At 69.1% G+C, this 15,900-nt stretch carries 13 protein-coding genes and 1 tRNA gene; 8 read left to right on the top strand and 6 right to left on the bottom strand.

What is annotated here, in order from left to right; translation table 11 throughout:
* Window positions 1–10: 10 nt before the first annotated feature.
* The 3 genes from OKW78_RS11570 to OKW78_RS11580 all read right to left on the bottom strand — a co-directional run bounded on the left by OKW78_RS11570 (window position 11) and on the right by OKW78_RS11580 (window position 3,310).
* A complete protein-coding gene (locus OKW78_RS11570; protein ID WP_281195319.1) occupies window positions 11–1,261 on the bottom strand; it encodes an MFS transporter in 1,251 nt (416 codons plus the stop codon).
* Between the two features lie 558 nt (window positions 1,262–1,819).
* A tRNA-His gene (locus OKW78_RS11575) sits at window positions 1,820–1,892 on the bottom strand.
* A gap of 77 nt (window positions 1,893–1,969) precedes the next feature.
* A complete protein-coding gene (locus OKW78_RS11580) occupies window positions 1,970–3,310 on the bottom strand; it encodes a hemolysin family protein (RefSeq protein ID WP_281195320.1) in 1,341 nt (446 codons plus the stop codon).
* A 201-nt stretch (window positions 3,311–3,511) separates the two neighbouring features.
* Here OKW78_RS11580 and OKW78_RS11585 point away from each other — a divergent pair, with 201 nt between their 5' ends.
* From OKW78_RS11585 to OKW78_RS11595, 3 genes are all read left to right on the top strand, one after another.
* On the top strand, window positions 3,512–5,755 hold the full coding sequence (locus tag OKW78_RS11585) for a hypothetical protein (protein ID WP_281195321.1): 2,244 nt from the start codon (window positions 3,512–3,514) through the stop codon (window positions 5,753–5,755).
* Window positions 5,756–5,861: 106 nt separating this feature from the next.
* Window positions 5,862–5,990 carry a hypothetical protein gene (locus OKW78_RS11590; RefSeq protein WP_281195322.1) on the top strand — a complete coding sequence of 43 codons (129 nt, stop codon included), beginning with the start codon at window positions 5,862–5,864 and terminating at the stop codon, window positions 5,988–5,990.
* Window positions 5,983–7,185, top strand: a complete 1,203-nt coding sequence (locus tag OKW78_RS11595) for a M20 family metallopeptidase (RefSeq protein WP_281195323.1) — start codon at window positions 5,983–5,985, stop codon at window positions 7,183–7,185. Before OKW78_RS11590 ends, OKW78_RS11595 begins: the two co-directional genes overlap by 8 nt.
* 147 nt (window positions 7,186–7,332) lie before the next feature.
* Here OKW78_RS11595 and fer read toward each other — a convergent pair whose 3' ends face one another.
* Window positions 7,333–7,722 (bottom strand): ferredoxin Fer, encoded by a 390-nt coding sequence (gene fer / locus OKW78_RS11600; RefSeq protein ID WP_122106058.1) that lies wholly within the window; start codon window positions 7,720–7,722, stop codon window positions 7,333–7,335.
* Between the two features lie 196 nt (window positions 7,723–7,918).
* Between fer and OKW78_RS11605 the strand changes: the two genes are divergently transcribed.
* The 3 genes from OKW78_RS11605 (at window position 7,919) to OKW78_RS11615 (ending at window position 10,653) form a co-directional block, all read left to right on the top strand.
* On the top strand, window positions 7,919–8,788 hold the full coding sequence (locus OKW78_RS11605; RefSeq protein WP_281195324.1) for a CheF family chemotaxis protein: 870 nt from the start codon (window positions 7,919–7,921) through the stop codon (window positions 8,786–8,788).
* 104 nt (window positions 8,789–8,892) lie between these two features.
* Window positions 8,893–10,011 carry a HAMP domain-containing sensor histidine kinase gene (locus OKW78_RS11610; protein WP_281195325.1) on the top strand — a complete coding sequence of 373 codons (1,119 nt, stop codon included), beginning with the start codon at window positions 8,893–8,895 and terminating at the stop codon, window positions 10,009–10,011.
* An 87-nt stretch (window positions 10,012–10,098) separates the two neighbouring features.
* Window positions 10,099–10,653: an HIT domain-containing protein gene (locus OKW78_RS11615; protein WP_281195326.1), complete on the top strand. Its 555-nt coding sequence runs from the start codon at window positions 10,099–10,101 to the stop codon at window positions 10,651–10,653.
* Between the two features lie 12 nt (window positions 10,654–10,665).
* Here OKW78_RS11615 and serS read toward each other — a convergent pair whose 3' ends face one another.
* Together serS and OKW78_RS11625 are read right to left on the bottom strand one after the other, a co-directional pair.
* Window positions 10,666–12,036: a serine--tRNA ligase gene (serS, locus tag OKW78_RS11620; RefSeq protein ID WP_281195327.1), complete on the bottom strand. Its 1,371-nt coding sequence runs from the start codon at window positions 12,034–12,036 to the stop codon at window positions 10,666–10,668.
* A gap of 73 nt (window positions 12,037–12,109) precedes the next feature.
* Window positions 12,110–12,829, bottom strand: coding sequence for an SDR family NAD(P)-dependent oxidoreductase (locus OKW78_RS11625; protein ID WP_281195328.1), 720 nt, complete (start codon window positions 12,827–12,829; stop codon window positions 12,110–12,112).
* 161 nt (window positions 12,830–12,990) lie between these two features.
* Between OKW78_RS11625 and OKW78_RS11630 the strand changes: the two genes are divergently transcribed.
* Complete coding sequence (locus OKW78_RS11630; RefSeq protein ID WP_281195329.1) at window positions 12,991–14,667, top strand: thiamine pyrophosphate-binding protein; 1,677 nt, start codon at window positions 12,991–12,993, stop codon at window positions 14,665–14,667.
* A gap of 100 nt (window positions 14,668–14,767) precedes the next feature.
* A complete protein-coding gene (locus OKW78_RS11635) occupies window positions 14,768–15,847 on the top strand; it encodes a Zn-dependent hydrolase (RefSeq protein WP_281195330.1) in 1,080 nt (359 codons plus the stop codon).
* The last annotated feature ends 53 nt before the right edge of the window (window positions 15,848–15,900 follow it).

A 15,900-nucleotide genomic window follows, 5' to 3' on the forward strand; every position in this document is an offset into this window, starting at 1 on the left:
GGGAAGCGGATCAGCCGTCCACCCGGATCGGCGGCGCTCGGCTCATCAACACCAGACAGCCGATCCCGCCGACCGCGCCGACGACGCCGGTCGCGACGCCGACGGCGCGGACGGCGGGGACGAACCCGAGCCACGAGCCGGTGATCGCGATGGCGCCGCCCATGAGTATCGGCGTCAGCGTCGCGCTCGCCCGGCCGGTCCCCTCGCTCAGGCTCACGAGCCCGCCCCGCAGCGCCGGCGGGGCCAGATCGGTGACGATGCTCCGGTAGATCGACAACACGACCCCGAACCCCGCCCCCATCAGGACGACTCCGAGCGCGGCGAGCGGGAGCGCGGTCGCGAGGAAGACGAGCCCGATCCCGGCACCCATCGAGGCGTTCGCCGCGATGAGCGGGTAGAGTCGGTCGTCGAAGGCCGCCGAGATCCGGCCCGTCTGAGTCGCCGAGAGCGCGTACGTGAGGCTGGCGAGCGCCGCGAGCACCCCGGCCTGTGCGGGCGTCCCGCCGAGCACGTCGACGACGACGATCGAGTTGTAGGTGAGGAAGCCGAACCACGCGAGGTTCGCCGTCCCGCGAGCGACGACGATGGTCCACGCGCGCCGGTGAGCCACGAGGGATCGGAGATCGGCGAGCTGCGTCCGGAGGTCGTCCCCGGACCCTCCCTTCGCGTCCTCGTCCATCGGCTCCTCGAACCGGAGGTAGACAACCGCCGCGATCGGGAACGCGAGCGCGTAGAGGAGGAACGGGTACTGCCACGCGAACCCGACGAGGACGCCCGCGATGAGCGGAAAGACCGTCTGTGAGAGGCCCGATCCGGTGAACCGGAGTCCCTGTGCGGTCGCCTCCTTCGTGCCCGCGTAGAGGTCGCCGAGACTCGTGATGATGATCGGCGTGAGCGCGGCGAACCCGATCCCCTGGAGGAGGCGGAGGGCGAGCGCCGCGGCGAACGTCGAGACGAACGCAATCGCGGTCCCGGTCAGCCCGAACCACACCAGCCCGAAGACGAGGACCGGCCGTCGGCCGTATCGATCCGCGATCACCCCGGCGATCGGGATGACGACCACGGCCGGCCCGGTGAACGCCGACATCAACAGCCCGACGTTCGCCGCCGACGCCCCGAGCGGCTCGACGAGCGATCCCAACACCGGCGAGAGGAGCGCGGTCCCGAGCGGCGGGAGGACGTTGATGAGAAGCAGTAGCTGGAACGGTCGCTCCCGGACGATCCCCGAATCGCTCCCCGCTATCGACGGCGTTGAGACCACGGATACTCTCCCGGAAGGTGGTGGGATACATGGGGCTGCGTCTTCCGGCAGAGATCGTTGCGACCGACCGCGTTCACCGAACCGCGAGACGCTCGCCACGGACTTCGATCGTCCCTCGGCCACCGCGACCGTCGCGTCGACTCCGCGGCGGCGACGGCGACACGCGAAGCGGACCGCGACCACCCTTGCGTTCCCCGGTCACCCGAAAAACCGATCCGAGCGAGACTCGCTAACGCTCGTCTCGCGTGGTCGTGTGTGATCTCGGTCGTGTAGCGTTCCTCCTGTTCCGTCCGGACGTATCTGTAGAACTTGTCGAGTCGGTACGCTCGCGAATTCGCCGTGTCGTATGCGTAGCCCTCTCCGTGATCGGGATCTTTCCCGATGTTCATCATCCAGTCGATGAAGCGTTCTCGGTGTTCTCGGTAGTCCGTGAGCTGGCGTTCTGACGGGTGTTTTTCGGCTGGCTTGGTGACGACTCGGAAACCCGCCTTTGTGACTTGAGGCATGAGGTTCTCTTGGTGTTGAGAACCGAGAAACGGGGGACTGCTCCGCCGTAAGGTCCGGGTGCGAGAATCGAACCCGCGTCTCAGCCTCCACAAGGCTGAAGGATAGTCCACTACCCTAACCCGGACACGCACCCTCACGTACCCCGTTTCGACTGATAACCGTTACGACTCGAGACAGGCCGTGCGAGCGAGTCGCGCGCGGCTACTCGGCGTCGTTTTCCCCGTCTCCTCCGTCCTCCTGCCGGATCCGGACCGTGGAGACGCGAGCACCGTCGACCGCCAGCACTTCGATCGTGTAGCCGTCCTCCGAGACGACGTCACCGACCTCGGGCGGGCGGCCGAGCCGGTCGAACACCAGGCCGCCGAGGGTGTCGAAGCCGACGCCCTCGAAGTCGACGCCGAGCGTGTCGTTGACCGTCGAGAGGGGAACACCTCCGTCGATCTCGTATCCCACGTCCCCGTGCCGGCGGATCGAGGGTTCTCCCTCCTCGATGTCGAAGCCGTCGCGGAGGTCGCCGACGATCGTCTCGACCGCGTCCTCGACGGTGACGAGCCCCTCGAACGCGCCCCACTCATCGATCACGACCGCCAACTGACGACGTTCGTCCTGGAAGCGGACGAGCAGCTCCGCCACCGTCGTCGTCTCGGGGACGACGAGGACCTCGCGTGCGAGGTCGCCGGCCGTCGCGGTCCCGCCGCCGTCCGGATCGACGGCGCCGAGGACGTCCTTGGCGTCGAGGAAGCCGACCACGCGCCCCTCGTCGTCGGCTTCGACGACCGGGTAGCGCGTGTGGCCGGCCTCGCGGATCGTGTCCCTGATCTCCGACAGGGAGGCGTCGGTCGGGACGCTCACCACGTCCGGGACGGGGACCATGACCTCGGTGACGTCCGTGTCGTCGGTCTCGAAGACGCGATCGATCATCTCCACCTCCGCCTCGTCGACGTGACCGGCCTCGCCGGCGCGTGCCAACACCCGTCGAATCTCGCGCTCGTCCAGAGTCTCGTCGGTCTCGGAGGCCGGCGGGACGCCGATGAGCCGCGTGAACGCGTTGGCCGTCCCGTTGAACACGACGAGTCCGGGGTAAAACAGCAGATAACAGAGCTTCATCGGCGGCGCGACGAAAAGCGAGAGCCGTTCGGCCTCCGCGATGGCGATCGTCTTCGGCGCGAGCTCGCCGAAGACGACGTGGAGAAACGTGATGAAGCTGAACCCGATCCCGAACGCGACGAGGTGGATCAGGTTCGCCGGGAGCAGCGGCTCCAGAACGGGCTCGATGAGCGACGCGATCGCGGGCTCGCCCGCCCACCCCAGACCGAGGGACGCGAGCGTGATCCCGAGCTGTGTCACCGCGAGGTAGTCGTCGAGGTTCGCCATCACCTCCTGGAGGGTTTCCGCGCCCGGACGACCCTCCTCCGCGAGCTGCTCGACCGACGTCGAGCGGATCCGGACGAACGCGAACTCCGAGGCGACGAAGAAGCCGTTCAGGACGACCAAAACGAACGCGAGCAGGAGCCGCGACCCGGAGACGACGAGGTCCGTCATCGTCCCCTCCGCGCCACGTCGCCGTTCGATCGAGTCGTGGTCATACCGGTACGTCACGACGGGGGCTTAAAACGGTGAGCGAGGGTTCGGCACGCGAGACGGACGACCGGGGACCGACCGCCGTCGGTCCGACCGCCGAGGAGGGTATGACCCTGAGGAAGGTAATTATACCCCGCTCGCGTATTTCGTGGGAGATTCGAGATGTCGAACACGAACGGGGGTGACGACGAGGGGACGGTCGATGCGGGCACGACCGGCGGGGATCCGATCGCCGGGAACGAGACCGACGGGGACGCGGCCGACGGACGACGCCGCCGGCTCCTGGCGTACGCGGGGCTCGCGGCGCTGGGCGGGGGCGGCGTCGTCGGGGCGTGGGCGTTCTCCGGGCCGGAGGAGCCGTCGGAACCGGACCGCCCCACGCCCGAACCGTCGGCGGACGACGGGAACGGATCCGAGGACCAGTCGGACGACGAGGAGCCGCTCGCCGAGATCCCCGCGATCGTCGAGCGGTACGCGCCCGACCTCTACTTCGGCGCCCTCGAGAAGTGGTTCCCCACCGATCCTCGTCCGTACGTCGTCGACTCCGCCGACGGTCCGGTCGTCGACGGCTTTCGCGCGCTCGAGGAGTACTCGCGACGGTTCCGCGAGACGGGGTCGCCGCCGGCACCGACGGTGTTCTACCGGGTCGTCGAGGCGGCCGACGGCGTCGACGCGATCCAGTACTGGTTCTACTCCGTCTTCGACCAGTTCACGGTGAACTTCCACTGGCACGACTGGGAACTGCTCCAGGTGTTCCTCGACCGCGAGACGGGCGAGCCGCTGTTGTTGTCGGCGAGCGCTCACGCGCGCGGAACACCGAACAACGAGTTCCTCGAACCCGACCTCGCGGCCGACCGTCGGCCGGGGATCCTCTCGGAGGTCGGCTCACACTCGAGCGCCAGCGAGGTCAACGGGGTTCGGCCGAGCTTCGAGCGGCTTCCGGGCGACGACTGGCAGTCGGACGTGACCAACGACGCCCTGGAGGTCGCCGAGAGCCTGGTGGCCCCGTTCGCGTACGGACTCCCCCGCGGCGAGGGGGCCAGGCTCCCGTTCGTCATGCCGGAGCTCGACGGGCATCCACTCCACGAACACCCGTCGCTGTCGGTCGACCGTGAGGACTTCGTCGACGAGCGGGTGACCGTCGGCGGCTGGCGCGGACTGCCGACCCCGCCGGCGGACCTCCCGCTTCGGGAGCGGGGTCTCGTGTTGACTCACCCCGATAGCTCTACCCCGGCCGACGCGACGTACGAGCTCGAGCCGATGGGTTCGCTTCCCGAGGCGATCGTCGACTTCGTCGGCCCGCAACTCAGTTTCGAGTTCGCGATCCCGGGATTCGCCGAGGACCGGTTCGCGGACCACATCACGTCCGTGGGGATCCCGTGGGAACAGCCCCGGTACGCCGACCCCCTCGCCGACGTCACGGACCCCGCGCACCGACGCCGGATCGACGGCGAGTCGCCGTCGGGACTCACGAACCGGGTCGTCGGCCGGGTCCGCTACCTGGGCTCCGGAGCGGACGGGGCGCTCGACGGGATCGGCGACGACGCGCGCGACGCGCTCGGCTCCGCGATCGCCGTGTCGCGGTACGCGCTGCCGGTCGAAGTCGCCGTGCGGCTCGCGAGCGAGGAACCGACCGCGACGGTCACTCGCGGGGGCGTCTTCGGGTACCTCGGGGTCGAACCCGGCGAGCACCTCCTCGTCGTCAACGGACCGGGGTTCGCTCCGGTCGCCCAGCGGTTCGTCCACGAGGGCGGAACGTTCCGGGCCGGCGCGGACGGCGAGCTCACCGTCATCCCGACCGAGGGCGCGGGACGGATCCGCGGCGACGGCCGATCGACCCGGGGGATCGCTCACGTCTGCGTGACCGAGGACTACGCGGGCGTCGTCCACGACGGAGCGCCGACCGAGGCGGACCGGTTCGCCGTCGCGGTCCACCGGGAGGGACGCTACACCGTCGAGGTGGTCGACTCGGAGGGGCGTCCCGGCGCGTATCGAGTGACCCCGGAGACGTTCGGCGACGACACGGAGGTAGTCCGCGAACGCGTCGAGACCGGGAAGGCGTCGCTCGCCGGAGCGCTCCGCGACGAGTTGACCGACGTCATCGACCTGACGCGGTCGTTACGGGAGGATCCGGACGGTGATGCCGACGGCGACACTGACGCGGTGCTCGATCGACTGTCGCGCGCGCACGAGCAGGCCGCGGAGGCGGCACGGACCGCGCAACGCGGCGACGGAGAGGCGGCGAACGAACACCTCGCGGCCGCCGTCTCGTCGCTCGAGGAGGCGCTCGAACTCCTCACGAGCGGGAGGACTCGGGAGTACGACGACGCCGACGTGGCGGCGCTCGGACCGCGGATCGAGGTCGGGATCGAACGGGCCGAGACCGCCATCGAGACCGAGGTGTGAGTCGGAGCGCGACGAAGGGAAGCGGTCGAGCCGACTCCACTGATCCGACCGGGTTCCGACGCGTCGCCCGAGGGCTTTATCGATCGGCGCTCGCGAACGACGGACGATGACCGCACACGACCCACCGACCCGCAGTGACGGCGCTCGGACGAGACGGCCGACCGCGACGACGATCGAGGAGCGACCGGCTCCGAACGGATCGACGACGGCCGCGCGGGTGGTCGCTCGTGAGTGAAGGATCGGTCCCGGAACGTTCGGCGGAACTCGAGGGTCTCGCCCGCGACCTGGTGCGGATCCCCACGGAGAACCCGCCCGGGAACGAGGGAGCCGCCGCCGAGTTCGTGTACGACTGGTTCCGCGAGGCGGGGATCGACGCGACGCTGCTCGAGGAGCCCGATCCCGACCGACCGCAGGTCGGGGCCCGCGTGGGCGAGGACGGCCCGACGGTGGTGTTGAACGGCCACCTCGACGTGGTCCCCGCCGGCGACGCCGACGCGTGGTCCGCGGACCCCTACGGGGGCGTCGTCGAGGACGGCCGGCTCCACGGCCGGGGGAGCGCCGACATGAAGACGGGGGTCGCGATCGCGATGCTCGTCGCTCGCGATCTCGCGCCGGAGATCCGGTCGGGCGAGCTGTCCGGCTCCGTCGTCGTCCACGCGTCGATGGGCGAGGAGACGGCGGACCCCGGCACCCGAACCCTCCTCGAGCGCGGGTTCGACGGCGACTACGGGATCGTCCTCGAACCCACCGACTTCCGCGTCGCGACGAGCACCAAGGGGCTCTCGGTCTATCGAGTCGCCGTCGAGGGCGTGGCGACGCACGCGAGCCAGCCCGACGCCGGAACGAACGCGATCGACCGGGCACGGCCGGTGCTCGACGCGATAGACGAGTACGACGCCGAACTCCGCGCACGCGAGGGATCGCTGTGTGGCGGCGCGTTCGCGACGGTGACCGAGATCGAGGCGGGAACCGACTCGAACCTCGCGGTGATCCCGGATCGCGCCGAACTCGTCCTCGACAGGCGGGTGCTCCCCGGCGAGGAACCGGACGCCGTCGACGCCGAGGTCGAAGCCCTGCTCGATCGAGTTCGGGAGGAACACGGCGTCGAGACGTCGTGGACGCGGATCCAGACCTACGCCTCCTCGTCGATCCCGGTCGATCATCCGCTGGCGACGATCCTTCGCGATCGGTCCGTCGAGTCGGTCGGCGCGGGCGAGGACGTCGGCGCGGGCGAGGACGTCGGCGCTCCATGGGGTATCGAGGCCGCCACCGACGCGCGGAACTTCGTCAACGACGCCGGGATTCCGGCGGTGACGTGGGGACCGGGCGACCTCGATCAGGCGCACACGGTCGACGAGTCGATCGACCTCGGGGACGCCGAGATCGCGAGGAACGTCCTCGAGGACGTGGTTCGAGAGTTCCTCGAGTAGCGGAAGTGCTCACCCGCCGATCCCGACGGATCGGCCGGTCGGGACGGGACGACCCGAGAACGTTCGACGGGACGCCGCCGACGTGACGGGGTGGTTTTCGGTGCGATCGGGTCGTTTCGTGTGGGTTACACGAGTACGACGCCGACGTTAGATGACGCGGTTCTGGAGGTAATCGAGGTGTTTCGCGTTGTAGACGATCTTGACCTCGTCGGCGGCCGGGCTCCCGATACAGGTGAGCCGGACGTTCTTCTCTTCGACCTCCTCGTCGGAGAGGATCTGTTGCATGTCCATCTCGATCTCGCCCTCCTTGACGATGGACGCGCAGTTCGCACACGCGCCGGCGCGACACGAGAAGGGCCAGTCGTAGCCCTGCGCCTCGGCCGCTTCGAGGATGTATTCGCCCTGGTTGACCTCGAGGGAGCCGTAGTCCTCCGCGTCGAGGTCTGCGGCGGCGGCCTCCTCGAAGAGGTCGTCGTCGTCCATCGACCAACCGTGGTCGTCGAGCACTTCGTAGTTGAGGTATTCTACAGTGGGCATCAGCCGTGATTTCATCCCCCACCTCATTAGGCTTTGCTGTTCCTCCCGTGGTCCGGCAACGAACGAGCCGGCATCCGTCCGCCGGAATCGTGATGCGCGGAGACCGTGAGCACCGCGAGAACCGGGACGACCGACCGCTATCAGTTCTGAGAGAGGACGGGTAAGCCTAAAGACGGCGCTCGCCCAACCTCGGTCGATGGAGGAGTCGGTGGTGGCGGATTTCGTCGGCCGGATACACACGTCCGACGTCGAGAGCGACGACCCGGTCCGCGGACGGGTGCTGTTGAGCCAGCGCAGACTGGTGCTCGCGACGACGGACGTGCGGACGACGGTTCCGCTCTCGGGAGTGTTCGACGTGGTGGTCGGAACGGTTCCCGGAGACCTCCAGTCGTTCTTCAGCGACAGCGTGACCGTCGCGTACGAGCGCGGCGGGACGCGTTCGACCGTCCTCGTCGAGGGCGAGTCGGACGACATGGAGCGGTTCACCCGCGTGCTGTTCAAGGCGCTGTTGCGGGACGTGACGGTGACCGTCAGACACCCGGCGAAGGTCGGCGGCCGGGTCACGGACGCGACCGATCGAACCGCGAAGGTGTCGCTGTCGCCCGGCGCGATCGGCTTCGTCGGAACCGACGACTCGTTCTCGGTGGACCTCTCGACGGTCATCGACTACGACCGAACCGACCGGACGCTCGCCGGGAAACGGCGACCGGCGCTCGTCTTCCGACACGTCCCGGAGAACCGGACCGTCACGTCGATCGTCACCGTCCCCGACGAGCGGGCCCTCAACGTGCTCGGTCGATACCTCAGACTCGAGTACGAAGAGGTCCGGACCGAAGTCGAGGAGCTCGACCCGACCGAGGAGGAACTGGAGGTTCTCGTATCGATCTACTCCGCCGGCGGCGAGGCGTCGGTCTCACAGGTCGTCACCGGCGACGCCACGCGAACGTCGATGATCCTCGACTCGCTCCGGGAGTCCGGACTCGTCGTCGACGGCGAGACGGGGGCGACGCTGACCCGAAAGGGACGGATGGTCGTTACGACGTACCTCGAGTCGGTCAACTCCTGACCGGCCGGTTCCTCACGGAGTGATCCCTGGCCTCGCGGAAGCGTCCGCGATCGACCGGTTCCACCCATAAGTATTTCCCACGCAACGTCGACGGCTATCATCACATGGATAGGTCGTCCTTGGCCGGTCGGATCTCCGTCCCGTTCGACCGGGACGCCCCGATCCCGCTCGCGGTCTGTGTCTCCGGCGTGATCCTCCTCCTCGTCGGAACGGTGCTGGCGGTCGACGTGATCCGCGACGGCGGATCCGGCCTGGTCGCGGCCCTCGATATCGTCTTCTTTTGGATCCCGGGTGCCTCCTTCGTCTACGTCGGGTACTGGCTTCCCCGGTCCGAGATCCCGGATCGACATCACCCACGGATCGTCGCGTGGACCGGCGGCGGCGTCGTCGTGATGTACGGGTTCATCGCCCTCCGTGACCTCCACCCGGCGGTCACCGTCGAGTGGTCGATCGGGACCCAGGCCATCGGACTGACCCTCGGCTCCGTGATCGGACTCGTGATGGGTATTCAGCGAGCCAAAGCGACGGTCCGAACGGCCACACTGGAGGACCGAACCCGCGAACTCGAGGCGAACGAACGCGAACTCGAGCGCCAGAACGCCCAGCTGGAACGGTTCGCGAGCGTCGTCTCACACGACCTCCGGAACCCGCTCTCCGTCGCGCGTGGAAACCTCGAGCTGGTCCGCGACGACTGCGATTCCGATCGGCTCGAGTCGATCGCCGATGCACACGCCCGGATGGAGGCGCTCATCGACGACCTGTTGACGCTCGCGCGTCAGGGCGAGTCGGTCGAATCGATGCAGACGGTCGGGCTCGCCGAGGTAAGTCGGCTCTGCTGGAAGCAGGTATCGACCGGGGACGCGACTCTCTCGGTCGAGGACGCGCCGCCGATCGTGGCCGACCGGGATCGGCTCAGACAGCTCCTCGAGAACCTGTTCGGGAACGCGATCGAACACGGAGCCGTCGACGGTGCGTCCGTCGCGATCCGCGTCGGCATCCTCGACGACGGCGACGGCTTCTACGTCGCCGACGACGGCCCCGGGATCCCCAAGGGCGAACGCGACCGCGTCTTCGAGAGCGGCTACTCGACCGCCGACTCGGGGACGGGGTTCGGACTCGCGATCGTCGCCGAGATCGCCGGCGCGCACGGCTGGGAGGTCCGCGCCGTCGAGGGCCCGGACGGCGGTGCCCGAATCGAGATCACCGGCGTCGAGTTCGCGTGAGTCGACGGGAGTCACACGAGGCGTGGTCGCTCCGGGACGGGTGACGGGATCGCCGCCCTTGAAACGCCCGCGTCCCGTCGAGCGGATATGGACCGGATCTACGCCCCCTGGCGGATCGAGTGGGTCGAACGCGACGCGGACCCGATCGACGGCTGCCCGTTCTGCGTCCTGCCGGAGCGCGCTGACGCCCGGGAGGCCCGCGTCGTCGCACGAAGCGACCACAACTACGTTCTGTTGAACAACGCGCCGTACAACCCCGGACACGCGATGGTGATACCCGACGCCCACGTCGAGGACTGGACGGACCTCGACGGCGAGACGATGCTGGATCACGCCCGGCTGAAGTCGGCGACGCTCGCGGCCTCGCGCCGTGGGATCGATCCGGACGGCTTCAACACCGGGATCAACCTCGGCGGCGGGGCCGCCGGCGGCTCGATAGACCACCTCCACACCCACGTCGTTCCACGGTGGGGCGGCGACACCAACTTCATGCCCGTCGTCGGCGACACGAAGGTGATCGTCGAGGCGGTCGACCGGAGCTACGAACACCTCCACGAGGGATTCGCCGCGGACGACGACGTCGTCGACCCCGGCGACCTCGAGGCCGGCGAGGCGGTTCGGCTCTCCTTCGACTCGGCGTGATCGCCCGCCGGTTCACTCCCCGCCGAGTTTCGTCTCGCCGACCGCGTCGTGGCCCTCGATGACCTCCGTGCCGCCCATGTACGGCCGGAGCGGCTCGGGGACGGTCACGGTGCCGTCGTCGTTCTGGTAGTACTCCAGGATCGCGACGACGATCCGCGGGACCGCGAGCCCGGAGCCGTTGAGCGTGTGAAGGTGCTCGGCGGACTCGTGGTGCTCCTCGCGGAAGCGGATCCCGGCGCGGCGCGCCTGGAAGTCCTCGAAGTTCGAGACCGAGGAGACCTCGAGCCAGCGGCCGCCCTCGGCGGGACCCTCCTCCATGTCGTCTCCGGGAGCCCACACCTCGAGGTCGTACTTCTTCGCCTGCGTGAACCCGAGGTCGCCCGTACACATCTCCAACACTCGGTAGGGGAGATCGAGCCGGCGGAGCACCTCCTCGGCCTCGTCGACGAGCCCCTCGAACCGCTCGTAGCTCTCCTCCGGTCGCACGAAGTTCACCATCTCCACCTTGTTGAACTGGTGGACGCGGACGATCCCGCGCGTCTCCGTGCCGTGTTCGCCGGCCTCCTGTCGGAAGTTCGGCGTGTACGCCTGGTACTTCAGGGGTAGGTCCTCGCCAAGCAGGATCTCCTCGCGGTGGAGGTTCGTGACGGGGACCTCCGCGGTCGGGAGCAGCCAGAGGTCCTCGTCGTCGTACGCCTCGTCGTTTCGCCCCTCGAGCCGGTAGGCGTCCTCGGTGAACTTGGGGAACTGCCCGGTTCCGCGCATCGACGCGGAGTTGACCGGGATCGGCGGGAACACGTCGGTGTACCCCTGCTCGCGGTGGACCTCGAGCATGAACTGGATCAGCGCGTGCTCCAGGCGCGCGCCGTCGCCCTTCGCGACGTAGAAGCCGCCCCCGGCGACCTTCGCGCCGCGCTCGAAGTCGAGGATCTCCAGGTCCTCGCCCAGGTCGTAGTGGGGCTCGACCTCGTCGGGGAGTTCTCGCAGTTCGTCGAACCCCTCCCGGCGCACCTCCTCGTTCTCGGACTCGTCCTCGCCGACCGGCACCGACTCGTGGGGGATCTGCGGCAGCTCGAGCAACGACTCCTCGAGTTCGGATTCGAGCGCCTCGGCACGGTCCTCGACGTCCTGGAGCTCGGATTTGAGTTCCCCGGAGCGTTCGATCGCTTCCTGAGCCGCCTCCTCTTTCCCCTCCTGTTTCAGGTCGCCGATCCGCGAGGAGACCTCGTTGCGCTCGTGACGCAGGTCGTCGCCGCGTCGCTTGAGCTCGCGCCACTCCTCGTCGACCTCGAGTATCCGGTCGAGGTCCACGTCGACGCCCTTGTTCTCGAGCGCCTCGCGGACCGTCTCGGGGTTCTCCCGGACGAACTGTCGGGAAAGCATTTACGGGCCGTTCCGCGGGACGGCCCAAAACCGTATCGGAGCGCCGGCGTCCCGACGCGACTTCCCCGTCCGACTAGATGAACTCGGACGGGCGTGGTCCGTTCGTGACGTGAACCTCGAAGGGTTGGGTGCCGACGTCGTCCCGCTCGACGAGGTGCCAGTACGTCTCGGCCAACTCGTCGGGGTCGAGGAACGTCTCCTCCTCGCGGTCCGGCTGCCGCTCGCGGACCGCCGGCGAGTCGATCTGCCCGTCGATGACGACGTGGGCGACGTGAACTCCCTCCGGTCCGAACTCCTGGGCGATGTCCATCGCCATCCCGCGGGCGGCGAACTTCGCGGCCGTGAAGCCGATCGCCCCGCCGCGGCTCCGCACCGCGGACGTCGCGCCGGTGAAGAGCACGGTCCCGCCGCCCGTCCCGAGCATGTCGGAGACGGCCTCCCGCGAACAGACGAACGCGCCGCGTCCGTTGACCGCCCACGCCTCCTCGAACTCCTCGACGCTGGTGTCCATGAGCCCCGTCCAGGAGGCCGCGCTCGCGTGGTTGACGAGGACGTCCACCGGGCCGAACGCCTCACGGACCGCGTCGAACCCGTCCCGGATCGCGTCGACGTCGGTGAGGTCGACCGGAACCGCGAGCCCCTCGCCCGGCTCCGGAAGGTCGGCCGCGAGCTCCTCGATGTACCCCGCGGATCGGGCGAACAGCGCGACTCGACACCCCTCGGCGGCGAACCGCCGTGCGATCGACGCTCCGAGCCCCGGACCGACGCCGGCGACGACGACTGTGCGCGTCATGGGTGCGCGTACGGGCCGGCGGCCCAAAAGTGCGACCCGATCGTTCGTCCGATCCGATCGTTCGACGCACGGTTCGACCGCTCGACGGACGATCCGACCGTTCCTCGGCCGGGCGTTCCGATGCCCAAATGGTTTTTTCCGTCCGGTGAGTCCTCCCGAGCATGACCGTTACCGGGGCTGAATATCTGGCCGGCGCGTTGGAGGAGTACGGCGTGGAACACGTCTTCGGGAACCCCGGAACGACGGAGCTTCCGACGGTTCAGGCGGTCGCCGACAGCTCGATCGAGTACGTCCTCGCCCTCCACGAGGACGTCGCGACCGGGATGGCGGCCGGCTACGCGACGACGCGACGATACCACTCGCACCACGACGACTCGGTGAACCCGCTCGGCGTCACGAACCTCCACGTCGCGCCGGGGCTCGCACACGGTATCGGAAACGTCATCGGCGCGGCCTTCTCCGGTTCGCCGCTTCTCGTCACCGCCGGCAACTACAGCACGGACTTCCAACACGAGGAGCCGATCCTCCACGGCGACCTCGAGGCGCTCGTCGACCAGTACACGAAGTGGAGCGCGTCGATCCCCTCCGTCGAGGCGCTCCCGGCGATGCTCCGACGGGCGGTTCGACAGGCGCTCACCCCCCCGACCGGCCCCGTCTTCCTCGAGCTACCGGTCGACGTGATGACGGACGAGACCGACGCCGGCGTCCAGCGTCTCGGTCCGATCCCCGACGCGGGCCGGGGCGACCCCGACGCCGTCGCGGCCGCCGCGCGGCTCGTGGCGGCCGCCGACGAGCCCGTGATGGTGATCGGCGACGAGGTCGCCCGGTCGGGCGCCGACGCGGTGCGGGCCGCCGTCGACTTCGCGGAGGCGGCCGGTGCCCGGGTCCACGGCGAGTTCATCACCGCGGAGTCGAACTTCCCGACCGACCACGAACTGTGGGGCGGGGCGGTGCCGGGGACCGAACCCGGGTTCATCGAGACCGTCGACGGCGACACGGTCGTCTTCGTCGGCTGCGGCTCGGCGACGACGTCGCTCGCGCACGACGAGGAGCTCCTCCCGGACGCGACGATCGTTCAGATCGGCCCGAACGGCTGGGAGCTCGGGAAGAACTGGCCCGCGGACGCGTCGGTGCTCGGCGACCCGGAACACGTGTTCCGCGAGCTCACGGAACTCGTCTCCGGCGATCTCTCCGGGAGCGAGCGCGACGCGAGGCTCGAGCGAGCCCGCGAGCGGGTCGCCGAGTTCCGCGAGGCCCGACGCCCCGCCGGTCCCGACCCGGACGACCCGCGAGCCTCCAAGGGTCAGCTCGGGGAGGCGATGGCGGAGGCGGCCTCGGACGCGCTCATCGTCAACGAGGGGGTCACGTCCGGACGCTCCGTCCAGTACAACGTCCCGCTCGGCCCCGAACAGTGGATCGGGAACAAGAGCGGCGGGCTCGGCTACGGGCTGCCCGCGGCGATCGGGGCCGCCATCGCCGAGCGCGAGCGTCCCGATCCCCGCGACGTCGTCGCGTTCATCGGCGACGGCTCGTACTTCTACTACCCGCAGTCGATATACTCGGCCGTGCGACACGACGTGGGGCTCACCACGGTCGTCGCCGACAACCGGAACTACCGGATCCTGAAGGACAACACGCTCCGGGTGTTGGGCGGCGAGGAGCGGGACCACGACTTCACCGCGATGGACTTCGAGCCGCCGATGGACATCCCCGCCAACGCGGAGAGCTACGGTGCGACGGGCGAACTCGTCGACGACCCCGAGGCGATCGCGGACGCCATCACGGAGGCTCGACGGCGCGACGGGCCGACGGTCCTCGACGTCGCGATCCACGACTGAGGGACGGCTCGCGGTCGAATCCGATCCACGATCGGGACCCGACCCGTCGCTCGGTTCGCCGGCCGCTGGATTTAGTTGCCCCTTCGACGCAGTGGGACGTATGGTCACCATCGACCCCGAACGGTTCAGGGAGACGTTCGAACGGTACTCCGAGATCGGCCGCACCGAGAACGACGGCCTCCATCGGCTCGCGCTCTCCGAGGCGGACCGGGAGGTACGCGACCTGTTCGTCTCGGACCTGGAGGACCTCGGGCTCGACGTCCGGATCGATCGGATCGGCAACGTCTTCGGACGCGCGGAGGGGACCGACCCCGACGCCGAGCCGGTGTTGATCGCGTCACACCTCGACTCACAACCGTACGGTGGCCGGTTCGACGGCCAGCTCGGCGTTCTCTCCGCACTGGAGACGCTCCGCGCGTTCGACGACGAGAGCGTCGAGCATCGCCGACCGATCGAGATCGTGAACTGGACCAACGAGGAGGGATCCCGGTTCAAGCCGGCGCTGATGGGAAGCGGCGCGTTCACCGGCGAGCTCGATCTCGAGGAGGTGCTCGGCCACGCCGACGCCGACGGCGTGACGGTCGCCGAGGCGCTCGAGGAGACCGGGTATCGGGGCGACGAGCCGGTCGGCCCCCGCGAGGAGTACCACTCGTCGCTCGAACTCCACGTCGAACAGGGGCCGAAACTCGAGGATGACGGACTCTCGGTCGGCATCGTCGAGGGCGTGTTCGGGATGGCGTGGCTCGAGGTGACGGTCCACGGCGACGCCGACCACGCCGGTCCCTCGCCGATGTACTCCCGGAAGGACGCGCTCGTCGCGGCGGCCGACGTCGTCACGGCGGTCCGGCGGCTGTCGAACCGCTTCGCCGACGACGTGGTCACGACCGTCGGGGAACTCGAGGTGGAGCCGAACTCCATCAACGTCATCCCGTCGGAGGTCCGGTTCACCGTCGACGTGCGCAGCTACGACGACGCGGTCGACGCGTCCCACCGCGCGATGGTGAGCGGGGCCGGCCACGACGCGAGCTACGTGAACGAGATAACGGACACCGCCATGCTGTTCGTGCCGAGCGTCGACGGGAAGACCCACAACGAGGCCGAGTTCACCGAGTGGGCGGACGCCGTCGAGGGCGCACGCGTGTACGCCGAGACGGTGAGGCGGCTGGCGGACGCGGCGTGAACCTGAGGCGGCCGGCGGACGCGACGTGAACCTGAGGCGGCCGGCGGACGCGA

This window comes from Halorubrum sp. F4, from assembly GCF_027257195.1.
Classification (GTDB): Archaea; Halobacteriota; Halobacteria; order Halobacteriales; family Haloferacaceae; genus Halorubrum.

Coding starts and splice junctions, on each gene's coding strand:
- OKW78_RS11630 (WP_281195329.1), top strand. CDS start 12,991: ATGACCGTTACCGGGGCTGAATATCTGGCCGGCGCGTTGGAGGAGTAC.
- fer (WP_122106058.1), bottom strand. CDS start 7,722: ATGCCCACTGTAGAATACCTCAACTACGAAGTGCTCGACGACCACGGT.
- OKW78_RS11585 (WP_281195321.1), top strand. CDS start 3,512: ATGTCGAACACGAACGGGGGTGACGACGAGGGGACGGTCGATGCGGGC.
- OKW78_RS11610 (WP_281195325.1), top strand. CDS start 8,893: ATGGATAGGTCGTCCTTGGCCGGTCGGATCTCCGTCCCGTTCGACCGG.
- OKW78_RS11625 (WP_281195328.1), bottom strand. CDS start 12,829: ATGACGCGCACAGTCGTCGTCGCCGGCGTCGGTCCGGGGCTCGGAGCG.
- OKW78_RS11635 (WP_281195330.1), top strand. CDS start 14,768: ATGGTCACCATCGACCCCGAACGGTTCAGGGAGACGTTCGAACGGTAC.
- OKW78_RS11605 (WP_281195324.1), top strand. CDS start 7,919: ATGGAGGAGTCGGTGGTGGCGGATTTCGTCGGCCGGATACACACGTCC.
- serS (WP_281195327.1), bottom strand. CDS start 12,036: ATGCTTTCCCGACAGTTCGTCCGGGAGAACCCCGAGACGGTCCGCGAG.
- OKW78_RS11580 (WP_281195320.1), bottom strand. CDS start 3,310: ATGACGGACCTCGTCGTCTCCGGGTCGCGGCTCCTGCTCGCGTTCGTT.
- OKW78_RS11615 (WP_281195326.1), top strand. CDS start 10,099: ATGGACCGGATCTACGCCCCCTGGCGGATCGAGTGGGTCGAACGCGAC.
- OKW78_RS11590 (WP_281195322.1), top strand. CDS start 5,862: ATGACCGCACACGACCCACCGACCCGCAGTGACGGCGCTCGGACGAGA.